The organism is Geobacillus sp. FSL W8-0026 (assembly GCF_037966255.1).
In the GTDB taxonomy this organism is placed as follows: Bacteria; Bacillota; Bacilli; order Bacillales; family Anoxybacillaceae; genus Geobacillus; species Geobacillus icigianus.
The window spans coordinates 545650-570364 of the sequence record NZ_CP150194.1; the positions used below are offsets into that span (position 1 = coordinate 545650).

Annotated in this window: 19 protein-coding genes and 2 pseudogenes; 8 read left to right on the forward strand and 13 right to left on the reverse strand. The window is 43.6% G+C overall.

Going from position 1 to position 24715, the window contains the following annotated elements; all coding sequences use genetic code 11:
• Positions 1 to 339 precede the first annotated feature (339 nt).
• The 6 genes and pseudogenes from NST29_RS02720 to NST29_RS02745 form a co-directional block, all read right to left on the reverse strand.
• Complete coding sequence (locus NST29_RS02720; protein ID WP_081897266.1) at positions 340 to 939, reverse strand: response regulator transcription factor; 600 nt, start codon at positions 937 to 939, stop codon at positions 340 to 342.
• Positions 911 to 2320 carry an ATP-binding protein gene (locus NST29_RS02725; protein WP_231559867.1) on the reverse strand — a complete coding sequence of 470 codons (1410 nt, stop codon included), beginning with the start codon at positions 2318 to 2320 and terminating at the stop codon, positions 911 to 913. The genes NST29_RS02720 and NST29_RS02725 overlap by 29 nt, the downstream gene beginning before the upstream one ends.
• A 16-nt stretch (positions 2321 to 2336) precedes the next feature.
• Positions 2337 to 2999: a hypothetical protein gene (locus tag NST29_RS02730; protein ID WP_231559866.1), complete on the reverse strand. Its 663-nt coding sequence runs from the start codon at positions 2997 to 2999 to the stop codon at positions 2337 to 2339.
• 7 nt (positions 3000 to 3006) lie between these two features.
• Positions 3007 to 3960, reverse strand: a complete 954-nt coding sequence (locus NST29_RS02735) for a class 1 isoprenoid biosynthesis enzyme (protein WP_033844622.1) — start codon at positions 3958 to 3960, stop codon at positions 3007 to 3009.
• 6 nt (positions 3961 to 3966) lie between these two features.
• Positions 3967 to 4131, reverse strand: coding sequence for a hypothetical protein (locus tag NST29_RS02740; RefSeq protein WP_197055033.1), 165 nt, complete (start codon positions 4129 to 4131; stop codon positions 3967 to 3969).
• A gap of 175 nt (positions 4132 to 4306) precedes the next feature.
• Positions 4307 to 5649: pseudogene (locus NST29_RS02745) on the reverse strand (DDE-type integrase/transposase/recombinase); the annotation flags it as partial.
• 168 nt (positions 5650 to 5817) lie between these two features.
• On the opposite strand from NST29_RS02745, the gene NST29_RS02750 reads away from it, so the two are divergent.
• Entirely contained in the window at positions 5818 to 6531 is a 714-nt protein-coding gene (locus tag NST29_RS02750) for a hypothetical protein (protein WP_081897265.1), read from the forward strand.
• Positions 6532 to 7063: 532 nt separating this feature from the next.
• Here the strand turns inward: NST29_RS02750 and NST29_RS02755 are convergent.
• The 3 genes from NST29_RS02755 to NST29_RS02765 form a co-directional block, all read right to left on the reverse strand.
• Positions 7064 to 8200 carry an IS110 family transposase gene (locus NST29_RS02755; RefSeq protein ID WP_033842531.1) on the reverse strand — a complete coding sequence of 379 codons (1137 nt, stop codon included), beginning with the start codon at positions 8198 to 8200 and terminating at the stop codon, positions 7064 to 7066.
• Between the two features lie 419 nt (positions 8201 to 8619).
• Positions 8620 to 9756, reverse strand: coding sequence for an IS110 family transposase (locus tag NST29_RS02760; RefSeq protein WP_033842531.1), 1137 nt, complete (start codon positions 9754 to 9756; stop codon positions 8620 to 8622).
• A 478-nt stretch (positions 9757 to 10234) separates the two neighbouring features.
• Positions 10235 to 11371, reverse strand: a complete 1137-nt coding sequence (locus NST29_RS02765) for an IS110 family transposase (protein ID WP_033842531.1) — start codon at positions 11369 to 11371, stop codon at positions 10235 to 10237.
• Between the two features lie 643 nt (positions 11372 to 12014).
• On the opposite strand from NST29_RS02765, the gene NST29_RS02770 reads away from it, so the two are divergent.
• The 4 genes from NST29_RS02770 (at position 12015) to NST29_RS02785 (ending at position 16236) form a co-directional block, all read left to right on the forward strand.
• Positions 12015 to 13664 carry a hypothetical protein gene (locus NST29_RS02770; protein WP_033844620.1) on the forward strand — a complete coding sequence of 550 codons (1650 nt, stop codon included), beginning with the start codon at positions 12015 to 12017 and terminating at the stop codon, positions 13662 to 13664.
• A gap of 257 nt (positions 13665 to 13921) precedes the next feature.
• Positions 13922 to 14515 carry a hypothetical protein gene (locus NST29_RS02775; protein ID WP_033020624.1) on the forward strand — a complete coding sequence of 198 codons (594 nt, stop codon included), beginning with the start codon at positions 13922 to 13924 and terminating at the stop codon, positions 14513 to 14515.
• 114 nt (positions 14516 to 14629) lie between these two features.
• Complete coding sequence (locus NST29_RS02780) at positions 14630 to 15313, forward strand: ABC transporter permease subunit (protein WP_033020622.1); 684 nt, start codon at positions 14630 to 14632, stop codon at positions 15311 to 15313.
• Positions 15313 to 16236, forward strand: coding sequence for an ABC transporter ATP-binding protein (locus NST29_RS02785; RefSeq protein ID WP_033020621.1), 924 nt, complete (start codon positions 15313 to 15315; stop codon positions 16234 to 16236). Before NST29_RS02780 ends, NST29_RS02785 begins: the two co-directional genes overlap by 1 nt.
• 256 nt (positions 16237 to 16492) lie before the next feature.
• On the opposite strand, the pseudogene NST29_RS02790 reads toward NST29_RS02785, so the two are convergent.
• Positions 16493 to 16921: pseudogene (locus NST29_RS02790) on the reverse strand (hypothetical protein); the annotation flags it as partial.
• A 576-nt stretch (positions 16922 to 17497) separates the two neighbouring features.
• On the opposite strand from NST29_RS02790, the gene NST29_RS02795 reads away from it, so the two are divergent.
• Positions 17498 to 17731 (forward strand): hypothetical protein, encoded by a 234-nt coding sequence (locus NST29_RS02795; RefSeq protein WP_051962763.1) that lies wholly within the window; start codon positions 17498 to 17500, stop codon positions 17729 to 17731.
• Positions 17732 to 18330: 599 nt separating this feature from the next.
• The gene (locus NST29_RS02800) at positions 18331 to 19314 is read left to right on the forward strand and encodes an NADPH:quinone oxidoreductase family protein (protein WP_033020614.1); all 984 of its coding nucleotides are present in this window, start codon (positions 18331 to 18333) and stop codon (positions 19312 to 19314) included.
• Positions 19315 to 19559: 245 nt separating this feature from the next.
• On the opposite strand, the gene NST29_RS02805 is transcribed toward NST29_RS02800, so the two are convergent.
• A complete protein-coding gene (locus NST29_RS02805) occupies positions 19560 to 20285 on the reverse strand; it encodes a FadR/GntR family transcriptional regulator (protein ID WP_033020612.1) in 726 nt (241 codons plus the stop codon).
• Positions 20286 to 20749: 464 nt separating this feature from the next.
• Between NST29_RS02805 and NST29_RS02810 the strand changes: the two genes are divergently transcribed.
• Positions 20750 to 22423, forward strand: a complete 1674-nt coding sequence (locus NST29_RS02810; RefSeq protein WP_033020610.1) for a lactate permease LctP family transporter — start codon at positions 20750 to 20752, stop codon at positions 22421 to 22423.
• A 250-nt stretch (positions 22424 to 22673) separates the two neighbouring features.
• On the opposite strand, the gene mreBH is transcribed toward NST29_RS02810, so the two are convergent.
• Both mreBH and NST29_RS02820 read right to left on the reverse strand, forming a co-directional pair.
• Positions 22674 to 23681 (reverse strand): rod-share determining protein MreBH, encoded by a 1008-nt coding sequence (gene mreBH, locus NST29_RS02815; protein ID WP_033020628.1) that lies wholly within the window; start codon positions 23679 to 23681, stop codon positions 22674 to 22676.
• Between the two features lie 553 nt (positions 23682 to 24234).
• Positions 24235 to 24687 (reverse strand): C40 family peptidase, encoded by a 453-nt coding sequence (locus NST29_RS02820; protein ID WP_033020626.1) that lies wholly within the window; start codon positions 24685 to 24687, stop codon positions 24235 to 24237.
• Between the last annotated feature and the right edge of the window lie 28 nt (positions 24688 to 24715).

Here is a 24715-nt window from a genome sequence, read left to right on the forward strand (position 1 = left end):
TGATCTGCCCTCCACCCGGGGATGAAAATCCGCGTCAGTCCTGCATTTTCATGGAAAGCAATAACCCATTTACGTTAACTTATCAACGGAAGAAGTCTCCCGCTTCTAAACAATGAAAAGGGGAGGTGAATTCCGGTAGCGTAGCTGAAAGTTGTCTTTTTTTTGCTATTAATCAGTCTGAGCCCAACAATCGTCGTTGTTCTTTATCGATTGACTAGAAAGGAAAGAGGGTGTCCAAAAGCAATGAGACACCCTTTTTTCTACTATATATGCTCATTAATCGAATCTGCAATTCTATATCTAGTGTTTAGCTAGAGAACAGCTAGCCTTGTGAGCTTTCTACCCAATCAATCCCAGCTTTATTGCCTTCACAACCGCTCCGACCCGCGAATCAGCATCGAGTTTTCGCAAAATGGAAGACACATGATGTTCTACTGTTCTGCGGCTGATATGCAGCAATTCGCTAATTTCCGCATTTGTCTTATCTTCGGAAATGAGTTGGAGAATGTCCAATTCAGTTTTTGTAAGAGGAGAGTTGCAGTGGTCCAATCGATTAATTGGGAACGATTTAACCCCTAGATAAGTTTGCCGAATGGCATTGGCTAATTCAAAGACCGAACTTTCCTTAGTAACGAAGGCATAAGCGCCAGCTTCATAGGCGGCTTGAATGTATTCGTCATAATTATATCCGGATAAAATCACAACTTTGCAGGTAGGGTATGTTTGGGCAATTTTTCTCACCCATTCAATCCCATTATCATTTTTCATCCTTATATCCATGACAACGACATTAGGATTATGTTTTTTGATTTCTGTCTCTAAAAGTGCGGGATCGCAAACGGTATTGACGACTTCCAAATCAATTTCATTTTCTAACAATTGTTGAATTCCATGCATGACCAATAAATGGTCATCTACTAATAATACTTTGATTTTCATTGCCCCCACCTTCTTCAACTGTAATTGGCAAAGAAACGGAAATGCAAGTTCCAACCCCCAGCTCTGAATGTATTGTCAGTGTCCCATTTAACTGATGAACCCGTTTTTGAATTGTAATTAAACCTAAGTGATTTGTCTGTGATAATTCTAATAAATGATCCGGCACCTTAAATCCGACGCCGTAATCTTTGACTTGTATACTTAGAAACTGTTGTGTTTCTTCAACAGTTACAACAATCTTTCTTGACGAAGAATGTTTGATGGCGTTATAAACTAATTCTTTAATGATCCGAAATGCTTGTATTGAGAGAAACGGCGGAATGATTTTTAGGTTCGCAATATAATTGACTTCAACAATCACGTTATAGTTCGTTTCGCATTTTCTCTTTAATGAAGAGAGACCTTGTTTGAGTCCTAAATCTTCCACCATAACAGGATATAGTTCATGGCACATCTCTCTGATTTCAAAAATATCGCGTTGAAGCAACCCTTTCATGTCCTCGAATAGTTTTTTATCTATATTTTTCTTTTGAATAAGCCACTCAAGCTTATTCAAAAGAAGAATTAAATGTTGTAATACCTCATCATGGAGGAAAGTTGATACCTTCCTTTTTTCTTCTTCATGTTCATGAAGAAGGAGCCAGTGGGATTGCTCAGACATCCGTGATTCTTCTGTTGTTTTCTTTAGTTGGTTCTCAATCTGTTGTAACGTTTTTGAGCTGGTGAATAATTCTATGGCATCCATTTGGATTTTTTTCATTAGTTTTTGTTCTTCGTTGTCAAAAACCGTCGCGTTTGTTTTTTCTCCAATCATCATCCAGCCGATTAATGCATCGTCTATATTCATAGGATAGAAAAAGACGCTCTTTTCATTCATAGTCATTTTGTAAAAATGGCTGCTTTGACAAGCATAAGATAATAATTCACTATCGTGAAAATGACGGAACATTCCTGTTTTATGCAATACAGTAGGGCTGTGATCATGTTTCCACACGATGCATACTCCACTCACATCGATCGTTTTGTGTATTAAATCAGCAATGAGCTTAGCACAATATTGTAAATGTTTACCATTTAGCAACTCTTGAAGAATGGCGAGTTTTTCTTTTTGAATCTCCTCTTGTTTTCCATGCCATTTCCTCATTTGCAGCGGTTCGAGCCCTTTGTCGATTAGATCATAGACAATAAAAAGGCAAATGAGCAATGTGTTGATTAAGATGCCGAGCTTAAAGTGTATATCGTAAAATAGCGACAATAATAGATTAAATATTGCTAAACAACAACCAATCATGAATAGACGGACCATCATTTTCTCTAATATTTCGCGAAAATCGATAATTTCCTGTCGGGTTAACAAATATGACAACGTCAGTGGAAACATGACTATACTGCCAAGGCTATAATGAAAAGGAGCGCCGGGCAGGAAAAAAAAACGCATTTGGAATCAAGTTAAGAATAACAACGGGCGCAAACGATATCATGATGCTGCCAATTAAAAGATATATTTGACTTTTTATCTTATTCGAATTGGAACGAAGGTGTAAATAAAATAGGACTACGCAACCTAGCAGTGCTAGAATAATATTGGCTACAATACATGGACGAATGATTGTGCTAATGATGACATGATGATGAATACCAATGAATAGATAACTGATCGTTATAAAGATGGCCATATATAACGTGAGAATGCGCACTTGGCGAAAAAAGTTCGGTTTTGCAGACGAAGGAAAATGTTCAAAAAATTTTAAAAGGATGTAAGGAGCAAATGAAATAAAAACGACCTCCAATTCTCTTGCTGGCTTTATATTTTCGCTGGAAGGGCCTGACAGAGCGATGGCCATTCCGCTAATAAACATAAGAGCTAAAAAATACTGAACGACAATCGAATTCGGTTTTTGCACATAACTGTAAATGCCAGACAATAAAAAGATCATTCCTATGAATATTGGAAAATAACGTTGCGGCGAAACATGTTCATTGTACATTTTTAGTAAAAAATAACAAATAATAAAAATAGAAATAAGGATTAGGCTAAAAGGAAGAACTTTTTTATTCATTCTATCCCTAACTTTCTAAATATCTTTTTAAGCGGGCTATTTGCACCTGCTTTTCGGGAAAATGAGCAGCTATTTGACGAAACGCCTTATCCATATAAATTTTCGAGAGAATCAAGCAGTAGTCGATCGCCCCTGTTTTTTGAATGTAGTTTCTAATCTCCTTAATTAATGGAGAATTATTATTAGCTTCTTTTAGCTGGCGAAGCTTCCTTACTAACCATCCATTATCTTTTTTAGAGCTATATTCGATGGCTTTAATGAACGGGAGTGTCGCTTTTTTATGAATGAGATCGCTTTTGTCGTCTGACATAATATCCCGAGCATCATTTTTCAATTGGCCAGCAATACCGATATCAGCTGCGATGGTTTCCCATATAGGTCTATTGGGCATATCACTGAGTTCAAAAACTAGTTTTACCAGTGCTGATGATTTTTGCTTAACAACCGTAAAATATTCTTCTTCTGTTGGAATACATTCAGAAATAATAAAATGTAAGTCTTTCCATTGCCCATTACAAGTATTTTGTAATTCAGAAATAATAATAGAAAGTTTTTCTTGTATATCATCTTCTTTAGAGTTATGAAGAATAAGCCGAAATGCTTCCATCGTAAGTGCATTCGCGATCAAGATGGCTTCTCCGATCGATAGTTGACTTACAATTAGATCACTTTGATCACAATCGGAAATCTCATCAAAAATGTCAGTTGCTAGAATGAGAAGTTCAATAGCAGCAGCATGACTAATAATAGATTGTATGCAAGTGTCATCTTTCAAATGGAAGGAGGATACTTGCGCATAAAATCCCCCCCAGGAAAAATGTGTTTCATCAGTGCTAAATATTTTTCCCTTGCCGTGTAGCAGATGAAAAATATATTGAATGATTTCTTTTTCTAACATACAGTTAGTCAACAAGTGATTTTGCAAAAAAGTTTTGATGGCGCTTTTTTCAATCCTGTTCATCTAATCTTACACCCAAAGATTTCCTTCTTTTTTTGAACTGTCCTGAAGATATGCTGCGAGTGCTGAAAATTCTTGTGGACTTAAGCGTTCCTTTGCAAGCGCAAGTTCCGCTGTTCCAATGACATCTTTCTCAAGAAGTTCTTGAAGGACATCCCATAAATTTTGATTCATAAACAAAGCCCCCTCAATAAATGATTATGGTTCATCTAAATTTTACACTATATTACAACTTATGTCATCATCTTCTCTAAAAATAGGTATTTTCCGCAATCAAAATTGCGGAAAATACGGATGTTTTTTCTTTTTTATTTTGATACAGTAAGGGTTGAGTCAGCCGGCTTGATAAAAAGGACACCGAGCCTTCCTCGGCGCCAAACCCATGGGTTGGGAGGTCGTTGCCTTTAAGGTCCGGTTGAATCGCTCGATGATCTGCTTGAGAGGGCGAAACTCTTCCGAGACCGGATCTTCGTTGGTCAGGCCGATCACCTGGCGGACGTCAAACGAAATCCCGTGCTGGGCAAAGAAGTGTTGCGCCAGCCGGTCAATCGGGTTGCCATCCACGACGAACGACAAGTCGTCTGGAAGGGACGGCAGCTTCCTGAGGACATCATTGATCGCCTTGATGGCCGAGAGCGTGTCCCGATTGGGCGAGACGCGATAGGACAGCACGATCTTTTTCACGGCGTCAAACAGAAAGAACAGGTAATGCCAGCGCCCTTTGACGCGAATATACGTCTCGTCCCCGCAAAACGAACCAGACAGCTCATATGGGAATCGGTCGACAAAAGGGCTTGATCCAAAGCGCGACGCTGTTGGCGTAGTTGAGCACCGTCTGATGGGAGATCGAGACGCCATGGATGTCCTTCAGGGCGGCGGCGGTTTCCCTCGAGGACATCCCAAAGTTGACGTAGTACGTCAACACGAGCCCAACACGTGCGGCGACGCAGCCAGCCGGGACAAATCGACCTTCGGCTTGATGGGCGACGAGGAAGCCAACGGGAGAAAGTCAAACAAGAACTCCCGAAACCAATACCGCACCTTGAAGGCTTGAGGATTCTGTTGAAACTGTTGGCGCTCTTTCTTCGTCATCCGGCGAAGGTTGGCCTGGTAAAACGGGCAATCGTTGTTCTTGCACTTATAGACGTTGTATTCCTTGCGCTCCTTGATTTTTTCCAACGTCTTTTTGCAGTGCGGACAACGAAAGACCGCTTGCTTGGTGAATCGGTTCCGGTGGTTGAACCGGCATTGGCACACTTTGCATTGGTATTGCCCTTTCTGTGAAAATGCCGAACTGGTGCGCATTTTCATCCCCGGGTGGAGGGCAGATCGCGCTGCCCATGGAATTTTTCCGCCGTTATTGGCGTACAGGTAAGAAGAGGGAGCCTGGCAGCGAGGGCAGGTCAACGAATCCGGAACACGGTGTTTCGCATTCGCGCGGCGCTGGATGGGCCGTAAAGGACGTCTGTGCTGGGCTTCATAGTCTGCCAACAGCTTCCGGTAATCAAGGGTTTCCGGCACATCGATGATCGGAAGGTCATCGACCTGAAGTTTCCGGTCCGGCTTTTGGATGGGTTCGTCCCAGTCCTCGAGATTCAAGGATTTCCCCAATATCACACCCATTAAATACACAATGATTTGATATTGGGTCTTGATTATTTCGAGCAAATAGGCTAATAATTGAGGTAACAAAGCTTGTCACTCCTTTGTTTTGGCTGTTGGGTGTCGTTACCTCAATGATGGCCGAAAACAATGGGGGTGGCAAGCTTTTTTTCGTTCAATCGTTGAAACTCAAGGGAAAACCGTGAGTGTGGAGGATAAACTTTTGACAATACCGATAATGATAGGGAGGGAACGGCATTGAAAAAAATCTTATCTGGAATTTTAGGCTTATCTCTATTATTAGGTGGAACAAACTTTGCCTTTGCTAAGGATGGAACGGTTTCATTAGACTCTATTAAGAAAAAGTATGCAAATGCTACTGTTGAAAAAGTGACTGAGGACATTATTATCATCTCAGGAGAAGATACAGAGAAGATTGTTGCAGAATTATCTAAAAGATATGAAGAAAGAGAAAAAGGGTTAATTTCTAGTAACAGTAACAACGAAGGAATTACTACTCTTGGAGCTAGCATCTGTACTAAGGAGTGTAGTGATGCTTTCCGTTATGATCAAAAACATTCTGAGAATGTTTTTGCTTCTTCCATGTCACAGGTTCAGGGATACCATTGGAATAATGGAAAAGTACATTGGACAAGCGTGGCGGGATCGGGTATTGGTAAATGGACCGGATCTGGAACGGCACAATGGATTAAAATTGACCAAAAATTAGCTTATTCTGGTTTAGCTGTATCAATATCTTGGCCAGCAGGTTTTTCTGTTACTAGTGATTCAAAAGTAGCAACATATAATGGTGAAAAAAGATATAATACTAATGTTCATGCTGTGACTTTTAATAATGGGAGTGCATCTAGCTGGTTTTCTCTTGATAAAGCAACTTTAGATACCACAATCACTGTACGGAGCCCACAAGGATATGACTATCGTACAACAGCAATAGCTACTATAAACTAATATCTATGATTTAGTAAAAGGGGGTGTCCAAAAACGACTGGGACACCTCTCTCATCGCTATATATAAGCACCAGTAGCTTCGCTGCCACACTAAATGTTATGTCTTTCTTGAGGAGAGATCGCCTTTTGGGTTAGCCCCTAGATTTAGGTCAATATTTCAGACATAATTCAACTAAAGGTAAATTTTGTTTTTTGTGCCGAAATAGTTGGTTGTATCTTGATGCCTGACAAGAAGCCTCTGTGGGTGTGGTATTTTGCGAAGGAGAAAAGGGAGGGCACATTTCGTAAGGCTAAATAGCCCACCACATACACCTCCCCATATAAAGCAGGACGCTTGGTAAAAAATGTAGTGGTTTCATACTGTCCTTTGATTTGATCCTCTACTTTTCCGTGAAAATCCCCACCACTGGGTGAGTGCTGTATACGCTCCTGATCCGTGCGGGTATACTGAAAATGGCCAAAGAAGGCAATAGGAAAGCAGAGGTGCCCGATTTTCGGACATCTCGTATGATCTGGCTGCCTGTTGGCTATACTAGATAAGTTGTGGTTGGCGGAACGACTCTTTGCGGGAGATCATGCAAAAGATGATCACCAACATTCGTCGAGCCGTGGCGATGAGGGCTTTTTTCTTCCCGCATCGGGCCGCCAACGACCAAAATTTTCGGGACAAGGGATGTGTCTTGGATCGAGCTGCTGACCATGCCGCCTCGCATAACGCTGATCGAAGATGGGGATTGCCTTTAGTCGTACGCGTGCTCTTTCGCTTTCCGGCGCTTTCATGGTTGCCGGGGGACAACCCCGTCCATGAAGCCACCCGTTCCGGCGTTTCAAAGACGCTCATGTCGGTTCCCATCTCGGCGATGATGACGGCGGCGGTTTGTTTTTTGATTCCAGGCATGGTCATCAGTAAGTCCACTTCCTCCCGATACGGCTCGAGCAGGCGGTCGATGTGCTGGTCGACTTCTTCGATTAACTGCTCCAATTCCTCCACGTGTTTCCACAAGAGGCGAAGGAGACGGAGCTCGTGTTCGGTCAAGGTGCCCAGCAGCGAATCATACACCGCCTGCTTTTTCGTTTTGAGCCTGCCGCGCAGGCATTGATCCAGCTCGTCCTTGTCCACGTATCCCTTCTCGAGCAGCCGGGCAAGGATGTTTCGTCCGGAAACGCCGAAGAGATCCGAGAGGACGGAGCCCAGTTTGACATTGGAAGACTCCAGCACTTTTTGAATCCGGTTTTTCTCTGAACTCAACTGTCCGACCCACTTTTTGCGGAGGCGGGTAAAATCCCGCAATTCGCGAATATCCGCTGGGGGGACGAAACTTTTTTCAATGAGTCCATGGCGGAGCAGCTTGGCGATCCACTCGGCGTCAGAGACATCGGTTTTTCTTCCCGGGACATTTTTGATCCGCTGCGGATTGGCCAGTGTCAAGTCGACATAGCCCTCGAGGAAGGCAAAGACCGGTTTCCAATACACGCCGGTGGATTCCATGGCGACATGGGTAACGCCATGTTCTTCGAGCCACTCAAGCAGGTCGCCAAGTCCTTTCGAGAACGTGGAGAAGGTTTGAATGTCCTTTTGAATGTGTCCATCTTCTTCCCATAGCGCGCAGGCGACGATGGTTTCGGCATGAACATCCAATCCTGCGCAGCGAGGATAGATGACATCCATGATGAAAATCCTCCTTTTCGATGATCGAGTGCGCAAACAGCGAATCCACGGGAGAAATGCGGCAGTTTTCCGTTCGTCGTCACCTTTCCTCTATCACAGGAAAGGGCGGACAATGGGTGGTGCACCCAGTGGATTCAAACACTTTTCCGTACAGGGTCTAAGCCACCATTAAGCATAACGTCCTGTTGAACTGTTTGCGCCTATTCTTCATTATGGGAAGAAAAGGGGGATTTTCATCCCTGGGTGGAGGGCAAAACGTTGCCCATGGATCTTTTCCGTGAAAATCCCCACCACTGGGTGAGTGCTGTATACGCTCCTGATCCGTGCGGGTATACTGAAAATGGCCAAAGAAGGCAATAGGAAAGCAGAGGTGCCCGATTTTCGGACATCTCGTATGATCTGGCTGCCTGTTGGCTATACTAGATAAGTTGTGGTTGGCGGAACGACTCTTTGCGGGAGATCATGCAAAAGATGATCACCAACATTCGTCGAGCCGTGGCGATGAGGGCTTTTTTCTTCCCGCATCGGGCCGCCAACGACCAAAATTTTCGGGACAAGGGATGTGTCTTGGATCGAGCTGCTGACCATGCCGCCTCGCATAACGCTGATCGAAGATGGGGATTGCCTTTAGTCGTACGCGTGCTCTTTCGCTTTCCGGCGCTTTCATGGTTGCCGGGGGACAACCCCGTCCATGAAGCCACCCGTTCCGGCGTTTCAAAGACGCTCATGTCGGTTCCCATCTCGGCGATGATGACGGCGGCGGTTTGTTTTTTGATTCCAGGCATGGTCATCAGTAAGTCCACTTCCTCCCGATACGGCTCGAGCAGGCGGTCGATGTGCTGGTCGACTTCTTCGATTAACTGCTCCAATTCCTCCACGTGTTTCCACAAGAGGCGAAGGAGACGGAGCTCGTGTTCGGTCAAGGTGCCCAGCAGCGAATCATACACCGCCTGCTTTTTCGTTTTGAGCCTGCCGCGCAGGCATTGATCCAGCTCGTCCTTGTCCACGTATCCCTTCTCGAGCAGCCGGGCAAGGATGTTTCGTCCGGAAACGCCGAAGAGATCCGAGAGGACGGAGCCCAGTTTGACATTGGAAGACTCCAGCACTTTTTGAATCCGGTTTTTCTCTGAACTCAACTGTCCGACCCACTTTTTGCGGAGGCGGGTAAAATCCCGCAATTCGCGAATATCCGCTGGGGGGACGAAACTTTTTTCAATGAGTCCATGGCGGAGCAGCTTGGCGATCCACTCGGCGTCAGAGACATCGGTTTTTCTTCCCGGGACATTTTTGATCCGCTGCGGATTGGCCAGTGTCAAGTCGACATAGCCCTCGAGGAAGGCAAAGACCGGTTTCCAATACACGCCGGTGGATTCCATGGCGACATGGGTAACGCCATGTTCTTCGAGCCACTCAAGCAGGTCGCCAAGTCCTTTCGAGAACGTGGAGAAGGTTTGAATGTCCTTTTGAATGTGTCCATCTTCTTCCCATAGCGCGCAGGCGACGATGGTTTCGGCATGAACATCCAATCCTGCGCAGCGAGGATAGATGACATCCATGATGAAAATCCTCCTTTTCGATGATCGAGTGCGCAAACAGCGAATCCACGGGAGAAATGCGGCAGTTTTCCGTTCGTCGTCACCTTTCCTCTATCACAGGAAAGGGCGGACAATGGGTGGTGCACCCAGTGGATTCAAACACTTTTCCGTACAGGGTCTAAGCCACCATTAAGCATAACGTCCTGTTGAACTGTTTGCGCCTATTCTTCATTATGGGAAGAAAAGGGGGATTTTCATCCCTGGGTGGAGGGCAAAACGTTGCCCATGGATCTTTTCCGTGAAAATCCCCACCACTGGGTGAGTGCTGTATACGCTCCTGATCCGTGCGGGTATTCCGTGAAAATCCCCACCACTGGGTGAGTGCTGTATACGCTCCTGATCCGTGCGGGTATACTGAAAATGGCCAAAGAAGGCAATAGGAAAGCAGAGGTGCCCGATTTTCGGACATCTCGTATGATCTGGCTGCCTGTTGGCTATACTAGATAAGTTGTGGTTGGCGGAACGACTCTTTGCGGGAGATCATGCAAAAGATGATCACCAACATTCGTCGAGCCGTGGCGATGAGGGCTTTTTTCTTCCCGCATCGGGCCGCCAACGACCAAAATTTTCGGGACAAGGGATGTGTCTTGGATCGAGCTGCTGACCATGCCGCCTCGCATAACGCTGATCGAAGATGGGGATTGCCTTTAGTCGTACGCGTGCTCTTTCGCTTTCCGGCGCTTTCATGGTTGCCGGGGGACAACCCCGTCCATGAAGCCACCCGTTCCGGCGTTTCAAAGACGCTCATGTCGGTTCCCATCTCGGCGATGATGACGGCGGCGGTTTGTTTTTTGATTCCAGGCATGGTCATCAGTAAGTCCACTTCCTCCCGATACGGCTCGAGCAGGCGGTCGATGTGCTGGTCGACTTCTTCGATTAACTGCTCCAATTCCTCCACGTGTTTCCACAAGAGGCGAAGGAGACGGAGCTCGTGTTCGGTCAAGGTGCCCAGCAGCGAATCATACACCGCCTGCTTTTTCGTTTTGAGCCTGCCGCGCAGGCATTGATCCAGCTCGTCCTTGTCCACGTATCCCTTCTCGAGCAGCCGGGCAAGGATGTTTCGTCCGGAAACGCCGAAGAGATCCGAGAGGACGGAGCCCAGTTTGACATTGGAAGACTCCAGCACTTTTTGAATCCGGTTTTTCTCTGAACTCAACTGTCCGACCCACTTTTTGCGGAGGCGGGTAAAATCCCGCAATTCGCGAATATCCGCTGGGGGGACGAAACTTTTTTCAATGAGTCCATGGCGGAGCAGCTTGGCGATCCACTCGGCGTCAGAGACATCGGTTTTTCTTCCCGGGACATTTTTGATCCGCTGCGGATTGGCCAGTGTCAAGTCGACATAGCCCTCGAGGAAGGCAAAGACCGGTTTCCAATACACGCCGGTGGATTCCATGGCGACATGGGTAACGCCATGTTCTTCGAGCCACTCAAGCAGGTCGCCAAGTCCTTTCGAGAACGTGGAGAAGGTTTGAATGTCCTTTTGAATGTGTCCATCTTCTTCCCATAGCGCGCAGGCGACGATGGTTTCGGCATGAACATCCAATCCTGCGCAGCGAGGATAGATGACATCCATGATGAAAATCCTCCTTTTCGATGATCGAGTGCGCAAACAGCGAATCCACGGGAGAAATGCGGCAGTTTTCCGTTCGTCGTCACCTTTCCTCTATCACAGGAAAGGGCGGACAATGGGTGGTGCACCCAGTGGATTCAAACACTTTTCCGTACAGGGTCTAAGCCACCATTAAGCATAACGTCCTGTTGAACTGTTTGCGCCTATTCTTCATTATGGGAAGAAAAGGGGGATTTTCATCCCTGGGTGGAGGGCAAAACGTTGCCCATGGATCTTTTCTGTGAAAATGCTGAACTGACGCGGATTTTCATCCCCGGGTGGAGGGCAGATCGCTGCCCATGGAACTTTTCTGTGAAAATGCCGAAATGGTGTGCATTCTTGCTAAATCTTTAATTGTACTTCTTAAAGTGATAATTTAACAGCTATAAAAATTTTAGGCTCTTCATCAAAAGTTGTACTTGACTGTTTCAAAACATGCCATACTTCCTTCTTTAAAGAAAAAACAGTAAATCAACGATTTTCATACATGGTGACACGAAAAGAAATCTCTCTTATCAAGTACACGTTGTGGTCATGAACCAAATTTTAACTACTCACACTGGTCTTTTTATTAAGTATAAATGAAGGTATACAAGGAGAATAAATTATGAAGTTAATGTTCAAAAATATAAGTTTGATCTTTATTATAATAATCATTTTATTTGGTTGCATAAGTGAAACTACTAACCAAACAATTAAGAACAGAAACGAAACAGGAAATTTAGACTTACAAGACATAAGAACACAGTTTCTTATTTATGAAGGGAAGCTCCGTATATATGAAGGGGGATACAGTATTCCTTTTATTTACTACGGTGGGGATATCTATTCCACGTATTATATTATAGAATCATTGAAATTACTAGGCGTTAATAGCTTTACAAATAAAAGAAAAACAGTAATAATGTTAGAAAATAAATTAGGAGATATTGAAGATAAAAATATTATGATGGACGATTTATATTACGTAACAAAAATTTTGATTAATTTAAAAGAGCTAAAAAATAAAAAAATAAATGCGCTTTTAAAAAAAAAGCTTGTCAAGCTTTACAGAGATGGATATTACTCGTTTGATACTTATGGGAATGAGAAACTGAAAGATTATTTAATATCTACATATATGGCTAGCCAAATTGAAGATTTTCTACAATTCGAGAAAACAAAAATAAGAGAAGATTGGATAGCAAATATTAAACTGGATAATTCTTTAAGCAATGCCAGATTGATTTATTTCAAAAACATTCTTTTATTAAAGTTTAATCATAATCATAAGATTCCTGAATCAGATAAAAAAATAATGGTTAAATATGTTAATGAAACATTTTCTAAAACTAAATTTGATTTATTTGAATTGAATACATCACTAGAAATAATTGATTTATTAAATAATTACAACTTACACTACAATAAACCGTCAGATAAAATATTTTCTCTACTATATGCAAATCAAAATAATGATGGTGGATGGAGTGCTGTACTAGAGGGACCTAGTGATGAGCAGGGAACTTATTTAGCTTTAAAATTCCTTGAACATTTTAATAAAGATATAAGGAAAAGTGCAATTCTAAAAGGGATGTTGGAAGATCATCAAGGCATTGATGGAGGTTATTCGAAAATTATACAAAAAGAGTTCTCAATAGAGAGTACAAATATGATTAAACAAATAAGTGACTACTATGGTTATAAAACTAAAAACGAAAAAGAAACTAAGGATTTGTTGAAATTAATTATTAGTAAAATTAATTGGAATATATTGGATGGTAAAACGGTTGCACATATTATTGAAGCCCTTAAAACATATAATATTAAAATACCTAAAGAAGCTATTGAGAGTATTCGAAATAAATATAAAAACTTAATCAAGAATAAAAATTATGAACAAATGTTATATGTATCCTATGTTATGAAGCTTATTAACGTTGAAATACCTAAATTAAAGATTAATACACAGGATAATCTTAATTTCAAAGATCATCTTTTTTTATTAGGAACCCTTAGTATGTCCAACAGAATCTCACAAAAAGATATTAAAATATTTGTGGAAAAATTCGAAAAACATATCAAAAACAATTTAAACGATCCTTATATTATGTGGATTCTTACTATTATAAGTCAAAACGGAAATTATGCAGATATAAATAGTTTAATTAGTGACCACTTAATCAAAGATATAGATAGTATAAAAAGCAATAAGGAGACATTTCATTTAAGTGATTTTTATTATGTTTTAAAAACATACCAACTTTTAAAAAGGTAAAAGAGATCAAATCATCTTATATCATCTATGATGTGTAAAAGCAAAATAAGCATGATTTTAGAAAACAAAACAACAGCATCAAATCGATTTGAAATGTTGAAACAGATAATTGTGCAAGGTATGTCAGAGACAAATATTCTAGGTAGCATCAAAATTCAAATTTTTATTCAGGACGCGAAGTGTGAGATTCAAGGGAAAACCGTGAGTGTGGAGGATAGACTTTTGACAATACCATATTCTATTAGGCAGGGGTCTTTATGAACAAAAGAAAATCTGTTAAAAATCTTGTAGGTATCGTCTTCTTTATAGTAGTTTTTGTATTTGTATGTATGATATCTTTTGGGGATCTATATCTTACTCCTTTAGACGCTGCTAAGAAAAACAATTATATACACAAGAATGCTATATTGCTAAAAGAAATAAGTGCTCGTGAAAACAAAATATATATTTTTCGAGATAACGATCAATCCTATAAAACTGTCATATCTAAGCCTTTTGGTCCATTATGGAAAAGTGAGATAGCCTTTAATTATCAATCGAATTTAAAAAATGATATTGAAACGGTGGGATACGCCAAGATAAATGATCAAACCATTAATATACTTATGTTGGCTTTTAAAACAAATACAAATAAGATTAAATATGTTGAAGCTGGTCCGGATGGAGAAAGATTTTTGCGTCCAATGCATTTGGGGAATATCGAGATTTTTTACTGGGAAGGGAAGTTTAATGAAAGAGATATCAACCCAATAGCTCTTTCTTCCGACAAAAAGCCAAAATATTACTATGGCTTTTCTAAAGATGAACAATATGATGATTTAAGGACAATACAATGGCATGAATATCATTAGTTTATACGTGAACTGTAGATGAGTATTTTCCGTTACTTATATTGATCGCTATTGTTGCAGTACTTTTCGTTTCTGTGCTTAGTTCGAAAAAGAGAACAAAGTAGGTGATGATTCATGCGAGCCATTATTGAAAAAGAATTTAAAAGCTTATTTAAAAGCTTTAAGTCGATTGCTGTGATTTTGTTCTTTCTGATTGTGAGTTTTGCCGCGTCTAAATTTTTCAGCAATAACTTAGAATTATTGCAACAAGATCAAGGCGAATCCGTGTATGTCTCCAGCATTCGTGCACTTGTGATGTTTTTTGGGTCTCTCTTTGTCTTATCGTTATCTCATGATGTGATAAATCGGGAAGTGGAAAATCAGACAATCCGTTTTTTAGTTACAAAGTCTTCAAGAAATGCCATTGTAATTGGAAAGTTTCTAGGGATTTTTTTGTTTTGGTTCGTCTGTGTGCTAAGTTCATTTACTGTCATTGCTTTGTTTGCGGGACAACTATTTGTTTTTGATTTTCTGAAAATGATCTCTTTTCTTGCCTACGCTATCGGTGTGACGATATTGCTTTCATTGGTGGTAAAAAAGCCATCCCATACTACATTCATTGCTATTTTATTAGGGATTGCTATACCGGTGTTAGGGATATGGTCTATCGCATCTAAGCAATTTGTTTTAAAAATTGTTAAATATGTGTTGCCTTATTACTACATTATGAAAGGAAGCTATTATACTTTTGTCCCTGCTTGTTTCGCGGCGCTTATGCTGCTAATCGCCTTGGCGGTATTTAAAAGGAGAGATTTGTAATGAAAATGATACAAGTTCATAACCTAAAAAAGAAATTTAAAGATCATTATGTCGTTAAAGGGGTTACTTTTGATGTGGAAAAGGGCGAAATTTTCGGCTTTTTAGGCAAAAACGGCGCAGGAAAAACAACGACCATTAACATGCTCACGGGAATTACGCTTCCTAGCGAAGGGAGTTTTGTGATTGGCGGGAAAACGAACAAAGAAATGAACGAGATTAAGAAGATGATCGGTGTTATGCCTGATGCGGCAAACTATTATTATGATTTCACAGCTTTAGAACATCTAACATTCTTTGCGAAATTGAAAAACGTGAAACTAAAAAAGGTTGATGCGTTGACTATATTAGATAGTGTAGGATTGAAAGGGCATGAGAAGAAAAAGGTCGGCAGTTACTCATTTGGAATGAAAAAGAAGCTTGGGATTGCCCAGGCGATCATAGGAACACCGTCAGTTGTATTTCTCGATGAGCCGACTTCCGGTCTGGACCCGGAATCGGCTGCCGAAATTCAGCAACTTATTCAGCAACTTGCTTCTAATGATATGACGATTTTTCTAACATCACATAATCTTTCTGAAGTAGAAAAAATATGCGATACGATTGCGATTATGGAAGACGGGGTCATTTCGAAAATTGGGACGATGGAACAGTTAAGAGGGATGTATAAACGAGCGATTCAGTTATTGGTAAAAATAAAGAAAGAAGAGCAGCATTCTATTGTGCACTTGTTAAAACGCGATGTCGGCGATTTTATTTCCAATGTGCAAATATCGGGTGACTATTTATGTTGTGAGCTTTGGCGGGAATCAGACATTCCCAAGCTGATTCATTATTTGTCGGGTCAAAATATTGATATATATGAAGCAAGAGTAGAAAAAGCGACGTTGGAGGATATTTTCTTTGATCGTGCTGCGGATCGCTAGCCATGGTCAATAAGTTAATGTCAACATCGATATAAGTTGACTGTAGATGAGCAAATTAGCTAACTGTAGATGAGTATTTTTTCATTACAGTAATTTCCATACCCTAAGAGACAAACAGGATGCCCCTTAGGCGACATGGAGCTGTTTTTTGATCACATCAATGTCCCGAGTTCGACAGTGACTAGGCAAACAAAATGCCTCTCATCCCTTGATACCAAAGGGACGAGAGGCATTTGGGCATACGTTGGGCGTATATCTAGGCGCGAGGATGAATACCTAGAATCTTCGGAGGAGGCTCCAGCCCTAGAGCCGCAAAGAATTGAGCCTGTTTAGTCGTCAGTTCGGTTCGTTGATAAAGGTCACCGTTTTTTGAAGAAAAATGTCCAAGCATGAGACGTTCGCATTCGTCCCTTACGTTCGGCCACGATTCATGGGTTCGAATCTGAACCAAGTCTGGGCGTTTGTCTTTCGAGAATCCTTGTTTTCGAAGCGATTCTCCTTCCGGTGTTTCAAAAGGATCCACTTCGAAGTACGAGGAAGTCGTATCAAAGTAAATCAAGTCGACTTCCAGATTCAATAAGTCAGCTACAGCATGGAACACTTGACGTTCCAAGTCCGATTGCACGATCAGCAGTTCATCCATCGCCCGGTACAGCTGATGGCTGGCGACCTCGGGAAGGAGATAAAAAACTTATAAGGAATTGTTTAAGGAATATAAACTAAAGGACATTAAACAGTCAGATATACCTGCTAATGCTAAAGTAATTAAAGTTAATAGTGAAGCAGAACTTCAAACAATTTTAGATGATATTCAGGGTGTTAACAATCAATGCACGCAAACTGAAATTTCTACTGATAACAATTTATCATCTTCTAATCTTGTTACCACATTAGCTGAGTCTTCTGTTACTGTAGATGAGCAAATTTGCTAACATAAATTGACAACCAAACAAAAAAGGAGACATGAACCGAGCCCCTTGAGTAAAATAGATGTGCTCAAACCTATTCACACAAGGAGGTTCATGTCTTAGGAATCGATGAGCACATCATCAAGGAATCCACAAGTTTTTCATGATGCTGGGATTGGCGCTTGATTTCTCGAAGCCGGTCATCAAGCCTCTCGTTCATCTTGTCGACGCTTTAACTACCAAAAACAGCTCGATGTCTCCTAAGGGGTACGTGTTTGTTTTTTAGGGTGTGGAAATTATTGTAATAAAAATGCTCATTAGTTCAAAACTTTAATAGAGGGGAGAAATGCATCTTGAATAATTTTATTGAAAAAGGTTTTATGTACGGTTTTGTCATAGGAATCACTTTAGCATTGATATTTGTCCCCTATAAAACAGTAACCTATATGACAGGAGGGGTGACGGCAACAGAGTATAAAGAAATACCTGAATATATTATAAATGTACTTAGAGTGAGTTTTAGCAGCGGAGTGGTTGCCTCTATAATTGGTCTGGCTTTATATAAAAAACGAAGAACGAAAGATTAGCACGGTTGTTGAGTATTCCTGACATTTCGGCCCCTTCCGATGAAAAGCGGGAGGATTTTTTGTTTGTACTGTCGAATGAATCCTTTACACCCAAGGGAACCCAAGTCAAGTAATTCTTCCATTAAGGGTACAGGTAAAGCGAAATTTTCTACAAATCACTTGCCAAAGGATCCTGAGGAATTAATCAATAAAGGATGGAAAGATGTTACACCAGAAGGAATGGCGACTAGTTCACGAGAGTTTATCGATTCTGAAATTGGAATGAAGGTTAGATTTGATCCCGGAAAACTATATACATGCTCATTGAAAAACGAACATTTGGCTTCTCCTGCAACGAGCTTCCTCTCCCGTGGCCTAGGGGGCCGGTGATTTACTCACGCAACCGCTTCTCAGAATCGTTTCTCAAGTAGAAAAACTGGTTGCATCAGCTTCTATGTTCACGCGTTCCATCATCGATCAAGGCAAACAGCGGTTTTTTACCAACCTTCTAGGATCTTTGGAAGAAATGATACAGCGCTTAGGGTGTACAGGATAACGGAGAGGTGAACTCTTCATGTTGCATGTATATACAAATATATGGTGAGGAGAGTGAATTAGTAATGAAAGCGGTTGTGATTGAGGAATTTGGTGGAGTAGAAGTATTAAAATTAAAAGACATAGAAGAACCGAAACCCAAACCAAATGAAGTTATTATTGCTGTTAGCAAAACAAGTTTAAATTTCGCTGATATCAAAAATAGGACAGGGAAAAAAGCTAAAGGAGAATTTCCGTTAATTCTCGGTCTAGATGCTGCAGGTATTGTTGTTGAAGTAGGGGAACAAGTGAAAAGTATATCTGTCGGTCAAAGAGTTATAGCTTTTCCATCAAATGGTTCTTATACGGAGTATGTTGTTGCTGATGAAAAACTTGTATTTCCTATTCCAAATAATATGGATATGTTGACAGCGGCAGCATGTCCGATTGTCAGTTTTTTATCCTATGCGTTGCTGAAATACTTGGCACGTATCCAAGAAGGAGAAAGCGTACTTATTCATTCTGCATCTGGGGGTGTTGGCACTACAGCTATTCAGTTGGCAAGAATATTCGGTGCTAAACAAATATTTGGGAGTGTTGGAAATATAGAAAAAGAATTTATTGCAATAGATGCAGGAGCAGATGAAGTATTTACGTATGAAAATTTTGTTAGGGAAGTAAAAGAACGAACAGATGGCCAAGGAGTAAATGTTATCTTAGATTCGGTTGGCGGTACTGTTTCTGAACAGAGTATGAACTGTTTAGCTAATTATGGGCGTCTTATTCATTTTGGTAATTCTAGTGGGAAGCCGGGAACATTTCTAACAAATCAGGTTCATGCAAGTTGTCGTTCTGTTCTCGGCTTCAGCTTGGGAACAACCAGAAAAGAGCGGCCAGAATACTTAAAACATATTGCAGATTCTGTTATTCCACTTATCTCGAAGGGGGATTTAAGAATAAAAATAGGTCATGTATTTGAGTTAAGCGAAATTTCTAATGCTCATGCACTAATGGAGAATCGTATGCACTCGGGAAAAATTATAATAAATGTAAATGATAGTATTAAATAAACTGTAGATGAGCATTTTTCATTACAGTAATTTCCATGCCCTAAGAGACAAACAGGGTGCCCCTATCCCCATCAAGTTAAGAATTTTGGTCTTTGTGTATCACTAAAAACGCGGTATCCTTTCTAACGGACACTCTACGTTAGAAAGGATTTTTTTCATGGAAACGTTCCATGGGCGGCGCGACCCGCCCTCCACCCGGGGATGAAAATGACTGCTTGCCGGCGGGATTTTCACAGCAAACGCACTCAGTCCGGTTGCTGAGTGCGAATGTAGCGGCGCAGTACGTTTTCGACATTGGTCAAATGCTCCAGCATGCGCGCCCGGGCGGCGTCCGGATTTTGGTCGCGGATGGCTTCGAAAATGGCTTGGTGTTCGACAAGCAGTTTTTCGGTCGTCGTTTGTTTCGAAAACAGCCATATGCGGCGCGTCTCCCGCATCGTTTCGACGATCATGCCGGAAACGCTGTTCATAATACTCATCAGCATCGGATTTTGCGATGCCGCGGCAATCGCCATATGGAAGGCCAGATCCGCTTTTTCGCCAAGCTCATCGCTGCCGATCCCTTCTTTCATTTGGCGAAGCGCTTCGGTCATCGCATCGAGGTCGCGGTCTGTCCGCTTGGCGGCGGCGAGCGAGGCGGCGCCTGCCTCGAGCAGTTTGCGCACTTCAAGCAAATGCCAAATATCTTCCTTGTTCATTAGGACGGCAATCGATAAAGGAAACGTCATCACCGTTGGGTCAAACTCGCGCACATACGTTCCTTCCCCGTGTTTGAGCTCGATCAGTCCCATCGCTTTCAAGGCGGTGAGCGCCTCGCGAATGGCGGCCCGTCCGACTTGAAACTGCTCGGCCAGCTGCTGCACGGAATCGAGTTTATCACCAGGTTTTAGCTCTCCGTTTTTAATCATATCAAAAATGGCTTCCGCCACTTCTTCGTAAATTTTTTTTGTTTTAATCCGTTTAAATGCCAATGGATCCACCTCAAATACGATGAAAGTAGCTTTCCGATTGTGAGGAAGGAAAGCTCCTGCACTGTCTATTATGATACAGCATCATCGCTCGAGACAAGCGCTTTTTGTTGCCGGCAGACGAGGGCGTCAGCGGCTCGTGGAAAACCAGCCATTCCATCATCGCGCATGGCGAAGTGTGAAGGCGATGAGCTGGGTTGTCGTCAACATCGTCAAGACATTTCGTCCGTATCGACAAGCAGGATGGTTCTCTCTGTTGTCTGTCAACATTGGCGTGGGGAAAAACAATGGGTCAAAAGTTCAAAAAAATACAAAAACAACTATTGTCTTTTGTTGAAAACGCTTTTATAATTTGAGACAGACGGCGTTCTTATCCGGTCATCTGATGACTGGAGGAGATGATAAAGGGGACGGATGATCGTTCGTGAACGCCGCCAAGTCGGGCACAAAGGGGAGGAGAAAACCGCATGTGGAAGCAAGATTTTACGCCAATTGCCGACCAGCTTTGGTTATCGGCAATTGTCGCACTCATTCCGATTTTGTATTTCTTTTGGGCGTTGGCCGTCAAACGGATGAAAGGGCATGTCGCGGGGCTGACGACGTTGCTGCTTGCTGTTGTATTGGTTGTAATCGCTTACAGGATGCCAGCTGGAAAAGCGGTCATGTCGGTGACGCAAGGCGCGGTGTACGGATTGCTCCCGATCGGCTGGATTATCATTACGTCTGTCTTTTTATATAAGCTGACAGTGAAGACCGGCCATTTTGACATCATTCGCAACTCGGTCATTTCGCTCACCGAAGACCGGCGGCTGCAGGCGCTGCTCATTGCCTTTTCGTTCGGGGCGTTTTTGGAAGGGGCGGCCGGGTTTGGCGCACCGGTGGCGATTTCGGCCGCATTGCTTGCTGGATTAGGGTTCAACCCGCTTTACGCTGCGGGCCTCTGTTTGATCGCCAATACGGCCCCGGTGGCGTTCGGGGCAGTCGGGATTCCGATCATCTCGATGGAAGGGCCGACCGGCGTGCCGGCGATGGAAATTTCGAAAATGGTCGGGCGGCAGCTGCCGTTTTTATCGATCTTTATCCCGTTTTATCTTGTTCTCATTATGGCGGGCTGGAAAAAGACCGTGGAAGTATTGCCGGCCATTATCGTCTCCGGCGTTTCGTTCGCGCTGACGCAATACTTGTCATCGAACTTTTTAGGACCGGAGCTGCCGGACATTTTGTCCTCGCTCGTGTCGCTCGTCGCGTTGGCTGTCTTTTTGAACTATTGGAAGCCGAAAAGCACCTTCCGCTTTGCGACCGAGTCGGAGGTGGCTGCGGCCGGGCAAGCGGTTCGTGCAACGCACAGCAGCGGGGAAGTGTTTCGGGCGTGGTCGCCATTCCTCGTGCTGACAGCTTTGATCTCGCTTTGGGGCATCCCGCAAGTGAAGGCGGCGCTCACCGGCCACTATGAAGGAACGAACGGGTTGCTGAAGGCCGTCAATGCGATTGGCTCGCATTTGACGTTTATGCCGCCGGTGCCGGGGTTGAACAACCAAATTTTGAACGCGAGCGGCCAACCGATTGCGGCGGTGTATAAGCTTGAGCTGCTTGGGGCGGCCGGCACGGCCATCTTGCTCGCCGCGGTCGTGAGCAAGTTCATTGTCGGCATTTCATGGAAAGAGTGGGTGCGGACGTTTGCGGAAACGTTGAATGAGTTGAAATACCCGCTTATCACCATCGCTTCGGTCGTCGGCTTTGCCTATATCGCCAACTCATCGGGCATGAGCACGACGCTCGGGATGGCGCTGGCGAAAACAGGGTCGTTTTTCCCATTCTTCTCGCCGATTTTAGGCTGGCTTGGCGTGTTTATCACCGGCTCCGATACATCGTCGAATTTGTTGTTTGGCAACTTGCAAAAAGTGACGGCGACATCGATCGGCATGGATCCAGTGCTGGCGTTGGCGGCCAACTCCTCCGGCGGCGTCGTCGGGAAAATGATTTCGCCGCAGTCGATCGCCGTCGCCTGCGCGGCTGTCGGCTTGACGGGCAGAGAATCCGACTTGTTCCGCTTTACGGTCAAACATAGCGTATTTTTAATCATTTTGATCGGTATTCTTGTATACTTGCAATCGACGGTATTGTCGTGGATGATTCCATAGACGGGAACAAAGGGGGATGAGGCTTGGCCCGGAAGTGAGGCACCAAGCCCGGCCCCTTTTCCGCTATCAACAAGTCCGATGTTCAACGAAAAGCCCCGCCATGGAAGCGGGGTTTTTCGTGATGGTGGCGAAGCTTTCCGTTGCGCTCATGGGCGGTGTGGCCAAACGGTGACACACGGTTTTCATGATGAAAGGCGAAGACCAGCTGCATCAGGCGGCGGCTCGCTCGTTTTTGGGAGAAAGGAGCGCGCTACAGCGCCGCGCCGAGCTGTTTCGGCATCGCCCGCAGCGCTTTGCCGGTGCCGATGGCGACCGCCTCGGCCGGGTTGGGGGCCACATACACCGGCACATGCAGCATGGCGCCAAGCCATTGTTCCATGCCGCGAAGCAAGGCCCCGCCCCCGGTGAGAACGATGCCGCGGTCGATAATATCGCCGCTCAGTTCGGCCGGGCATTCCTCAAGGACGGCGCGAATGGCTTCGGCGATTTGCAGAAGCGATTCTTTCAAGGCATGCTGCACTTCGGCGGGATCAAGAGAAATGGCTTTAAGAAATCCGGTGACCACATCGCGGCCATGAATCGTCATTCCTTGTGTCAAAGACGTCCCGGGAGCGCTGCCGATTTCGATTTTCACTTGTTCAGCGGTTTGTTCACCGATTAGCAAATTGTAGCGCTGGCGAACATATTGAATGATATCTTCGTCGAGCCGATTGCCGCCGATGCGGAGCGAACGGCAGGCAACGACGCCGCCAAATGAAATAATCGCGGCTTCCGTTTTTCCGGCTCCCAAGTGGACGATGACATTGGCGACAGGTTCACCGACCGGCAAGTCCGCGCCAATAGCTGCGGCCACCGGCTCTTCAATCAGGTGAATATGTTTGGCTCCACAATGTTTGGCGATTTCGTAAAAAGAACGGCGCTCGACGGAGGTGGCGTGAAACGGGACACTCATGGCGACGTTCGGTTTTTTGAAGGAGAGGCCAAGCTGTCTGCTGGACTGTTTAAACACTTCCTGCAACAACGTTTTGGCGCGCTCAAAATCGGCGATCACGCCATGTTGCAATGGATAGGTGACCTCGACATGGGCCGGGGCTTTGCCGATCATCGTTTTTGCTCGTTGGCCGATAGCGATGAGCTTGTCCGCTTGGCGATGATAGGCGACCGCCGCTGGTTCGTCAAAAATGAGCCCTTTCGTTTGGCTAAACAGCCGGACATTCATCGTGCCTAAGTCAATGCCGAGCTCTGAAGAAACAAACAACCAAAACACCTCTCTTTTGCCAAGTTCGATGAACAGACAGCCCATCATCTATAACATTCGACACGAAACAGTTGTTTATGACGGTGAGGCGGAAGACACGAGGGGGGGATCGGCGGCGTAGCTGATGAAGGAAAAGAAAAATTTTTTTGTTTTCGTGTATAAAAAATGAAAAAAGGGGAAAGGAATAATAGCGTAACGTTTTCCAAGTATTCCCCCGATCCCCTATGAATAAATATGGGCTCTCCGATTGCGGAGAGCCGCTTTTTTTGAAATCACTCTATGAGGCTGGTGATGTGATCGTGGATCTGGCTTTGCAATGGTATTGGTTCATCACCACAACATGTACTTGACAGACGGCACACTTCTCTGAACAAGTGTATGCAAAACATAAGGGTATGTTATGAAAAAATCAAGTATAACTTTTGGTGAGGAGACATGTTATTTCCTAATTAGAAAAATCTTGTTGCATCGGTCCTGCTTTCCGCTCATTTGCCGATTGACTAAGGAGGGCTGCCGGTTTTCACCAGCTTTCTATGCTGTTATAAGACAAACGTTACAGCCGCTTGGCTCCCATATACTTCGGCTTCCAATACGGGCTATTCAAATTGTCGATTTTCACACCGCGCGATACAGCGTGGATGACTTGATTGTTGCCGATATAAATCGCTACATGGGAGACGCCTTTTGCCCCCTTTGATGTGTTGAAAAACACCAAATCGCCGGGTTGCAATTTCGACCTATGTACGTATGTACCTTTTTGATACATTGCTTTCGAAGAGCGCGGCAAGATAACGCCCACTTTTTTATGGGTGTAGTAGACAAATCCAGAACAATCGAATCCTTTGGGTGTTGTGCCGCCATAGCGGTAAGGGGTGCCAAGCAGTTTTTTCGCTTCAGCGATGAGCCGCGTTTTATTGGCGGCAGCATCTATGTTGGAAGTGTTTACAAAGAAGGAGGAAAAAAGAAAGGTTATCGATACCGACAAAAACGTGAGCCATTTTTTCATCATTTCCTAACCCCCGACAAACTCCGTT

What these genes read in the sequence shown, in the direction of transcription:
- NST29_RS02820 (WP_033020626.1), bottom strand. Translation starts at nt 24,687, where the DNA reads ATGAAAAAATGGCTCACGTTTTTGTCGGTATCGATAACCTTTCTTTTT.
- NST29_RS02785 (WP_033020621.1), top strand. Translation starts at nt 15,313, where the DNA reads ATGAAAATGATACAAGTTCATAACCTAAAAAAGAAATTTAAAGATCAT.
- NST29_RS02725 (WP_231559867.1), bottom strand. Translation starts at nt 2,320, where the DNA reads ATGTTTCCACTGACGTTGTCATATTTGTTAACCCGACAGGAAATTATC.
- NST29_RS02720 (WP_081897266.1), bottom strand. Translation starts at nt 939, where the DNA reads ATGAAAATCAAAGTATTATTAGTAGATGACCATTTATTGGTCATGCAT.
- NST29_RS02755 (WP_033842531.1), bottom strand. Translation starts at nt 8,200, where the DNA reads ATGGATGTCATCTATCCTCGCTGCGCAGGATTGGATGTTCATGCCGAA.
- NST29_RS02730 (WP_231559866.1), bottom strand. Translation starts at nt 2,999, where the DNA reads ATGAATAAAAAAGTTCTTCCTTTTAGCCTAATCCTTATTTCTATTTTT.
- NST29_RS02770 (WP_033844620.1), top strand. Translation starts at nt 12,015, where the DNA reads ATGAAGTTAATGTTCAAAAATATAAGTTTGATCTTTATTATAATAATC.
- NST29_RS02760 (WP_033842531.1), bottom strand. Translation starts at nt 9,756, where the DNA reads ATGGATGTCATCTATCCTCGCTGCGCAGGATTGGATGTTCATGCCGAA.
- NST29_RS02780 (WP_033020622.1), top strand. Translation starts at nt 14,630, where the DNA reads ATGCGAGCCATTATTGAAAAAGAATTTAAAAGCTTATTTAAAAGCTTT.
- NST29_RS02740 (WP_197055033.1), bottom strand. Translation starts at nt 4,131, where the DNA reads ATGAATCAAAATTTATGGGATGTCCTTCAAGAACTTCTTGAGAAAGAT.
- NST29_RS02800 (WP_033020614.1), top strand. Translation starts at nt 18,331, where the DNA reads ATGAAAGCGGTTGTGATTGAGGAATTTGGTGGAGTAGAAGTATTAAAA.
- NST29_RS02810 (WP_033020610.1), top strand. Translation starts at nt 20,750, where the DNA reads ATGTGGAAGCAAGATTTTACGCCAATTGCCGACCAGCTTTGGTTATCG.
- NST29_RS02775 (WP_033020624.1), top strand. Translation starts at nt 13,922, where the DNA reads ATGAACAAAAGAAAATCTGTTAAAAATCTTGTAGGTATCGTCTTCTTT.
- NST29_RS02765 (WP_033842531.1), bottom strand. Translation starts at nt 11,371, where the DNA reads ATGGATGTCATCTATCCTCGCTGCGCAGGATTGGATGTTCATGCCGAA.
- NST29_RS02735 (WP_033844622.1), bottom strand. Translation starts at nt 3,960, where the DNA reads ATGAACAGGATTGAAAAAAGCGCCATCAAAACTTTTTTGCAAAATCAC.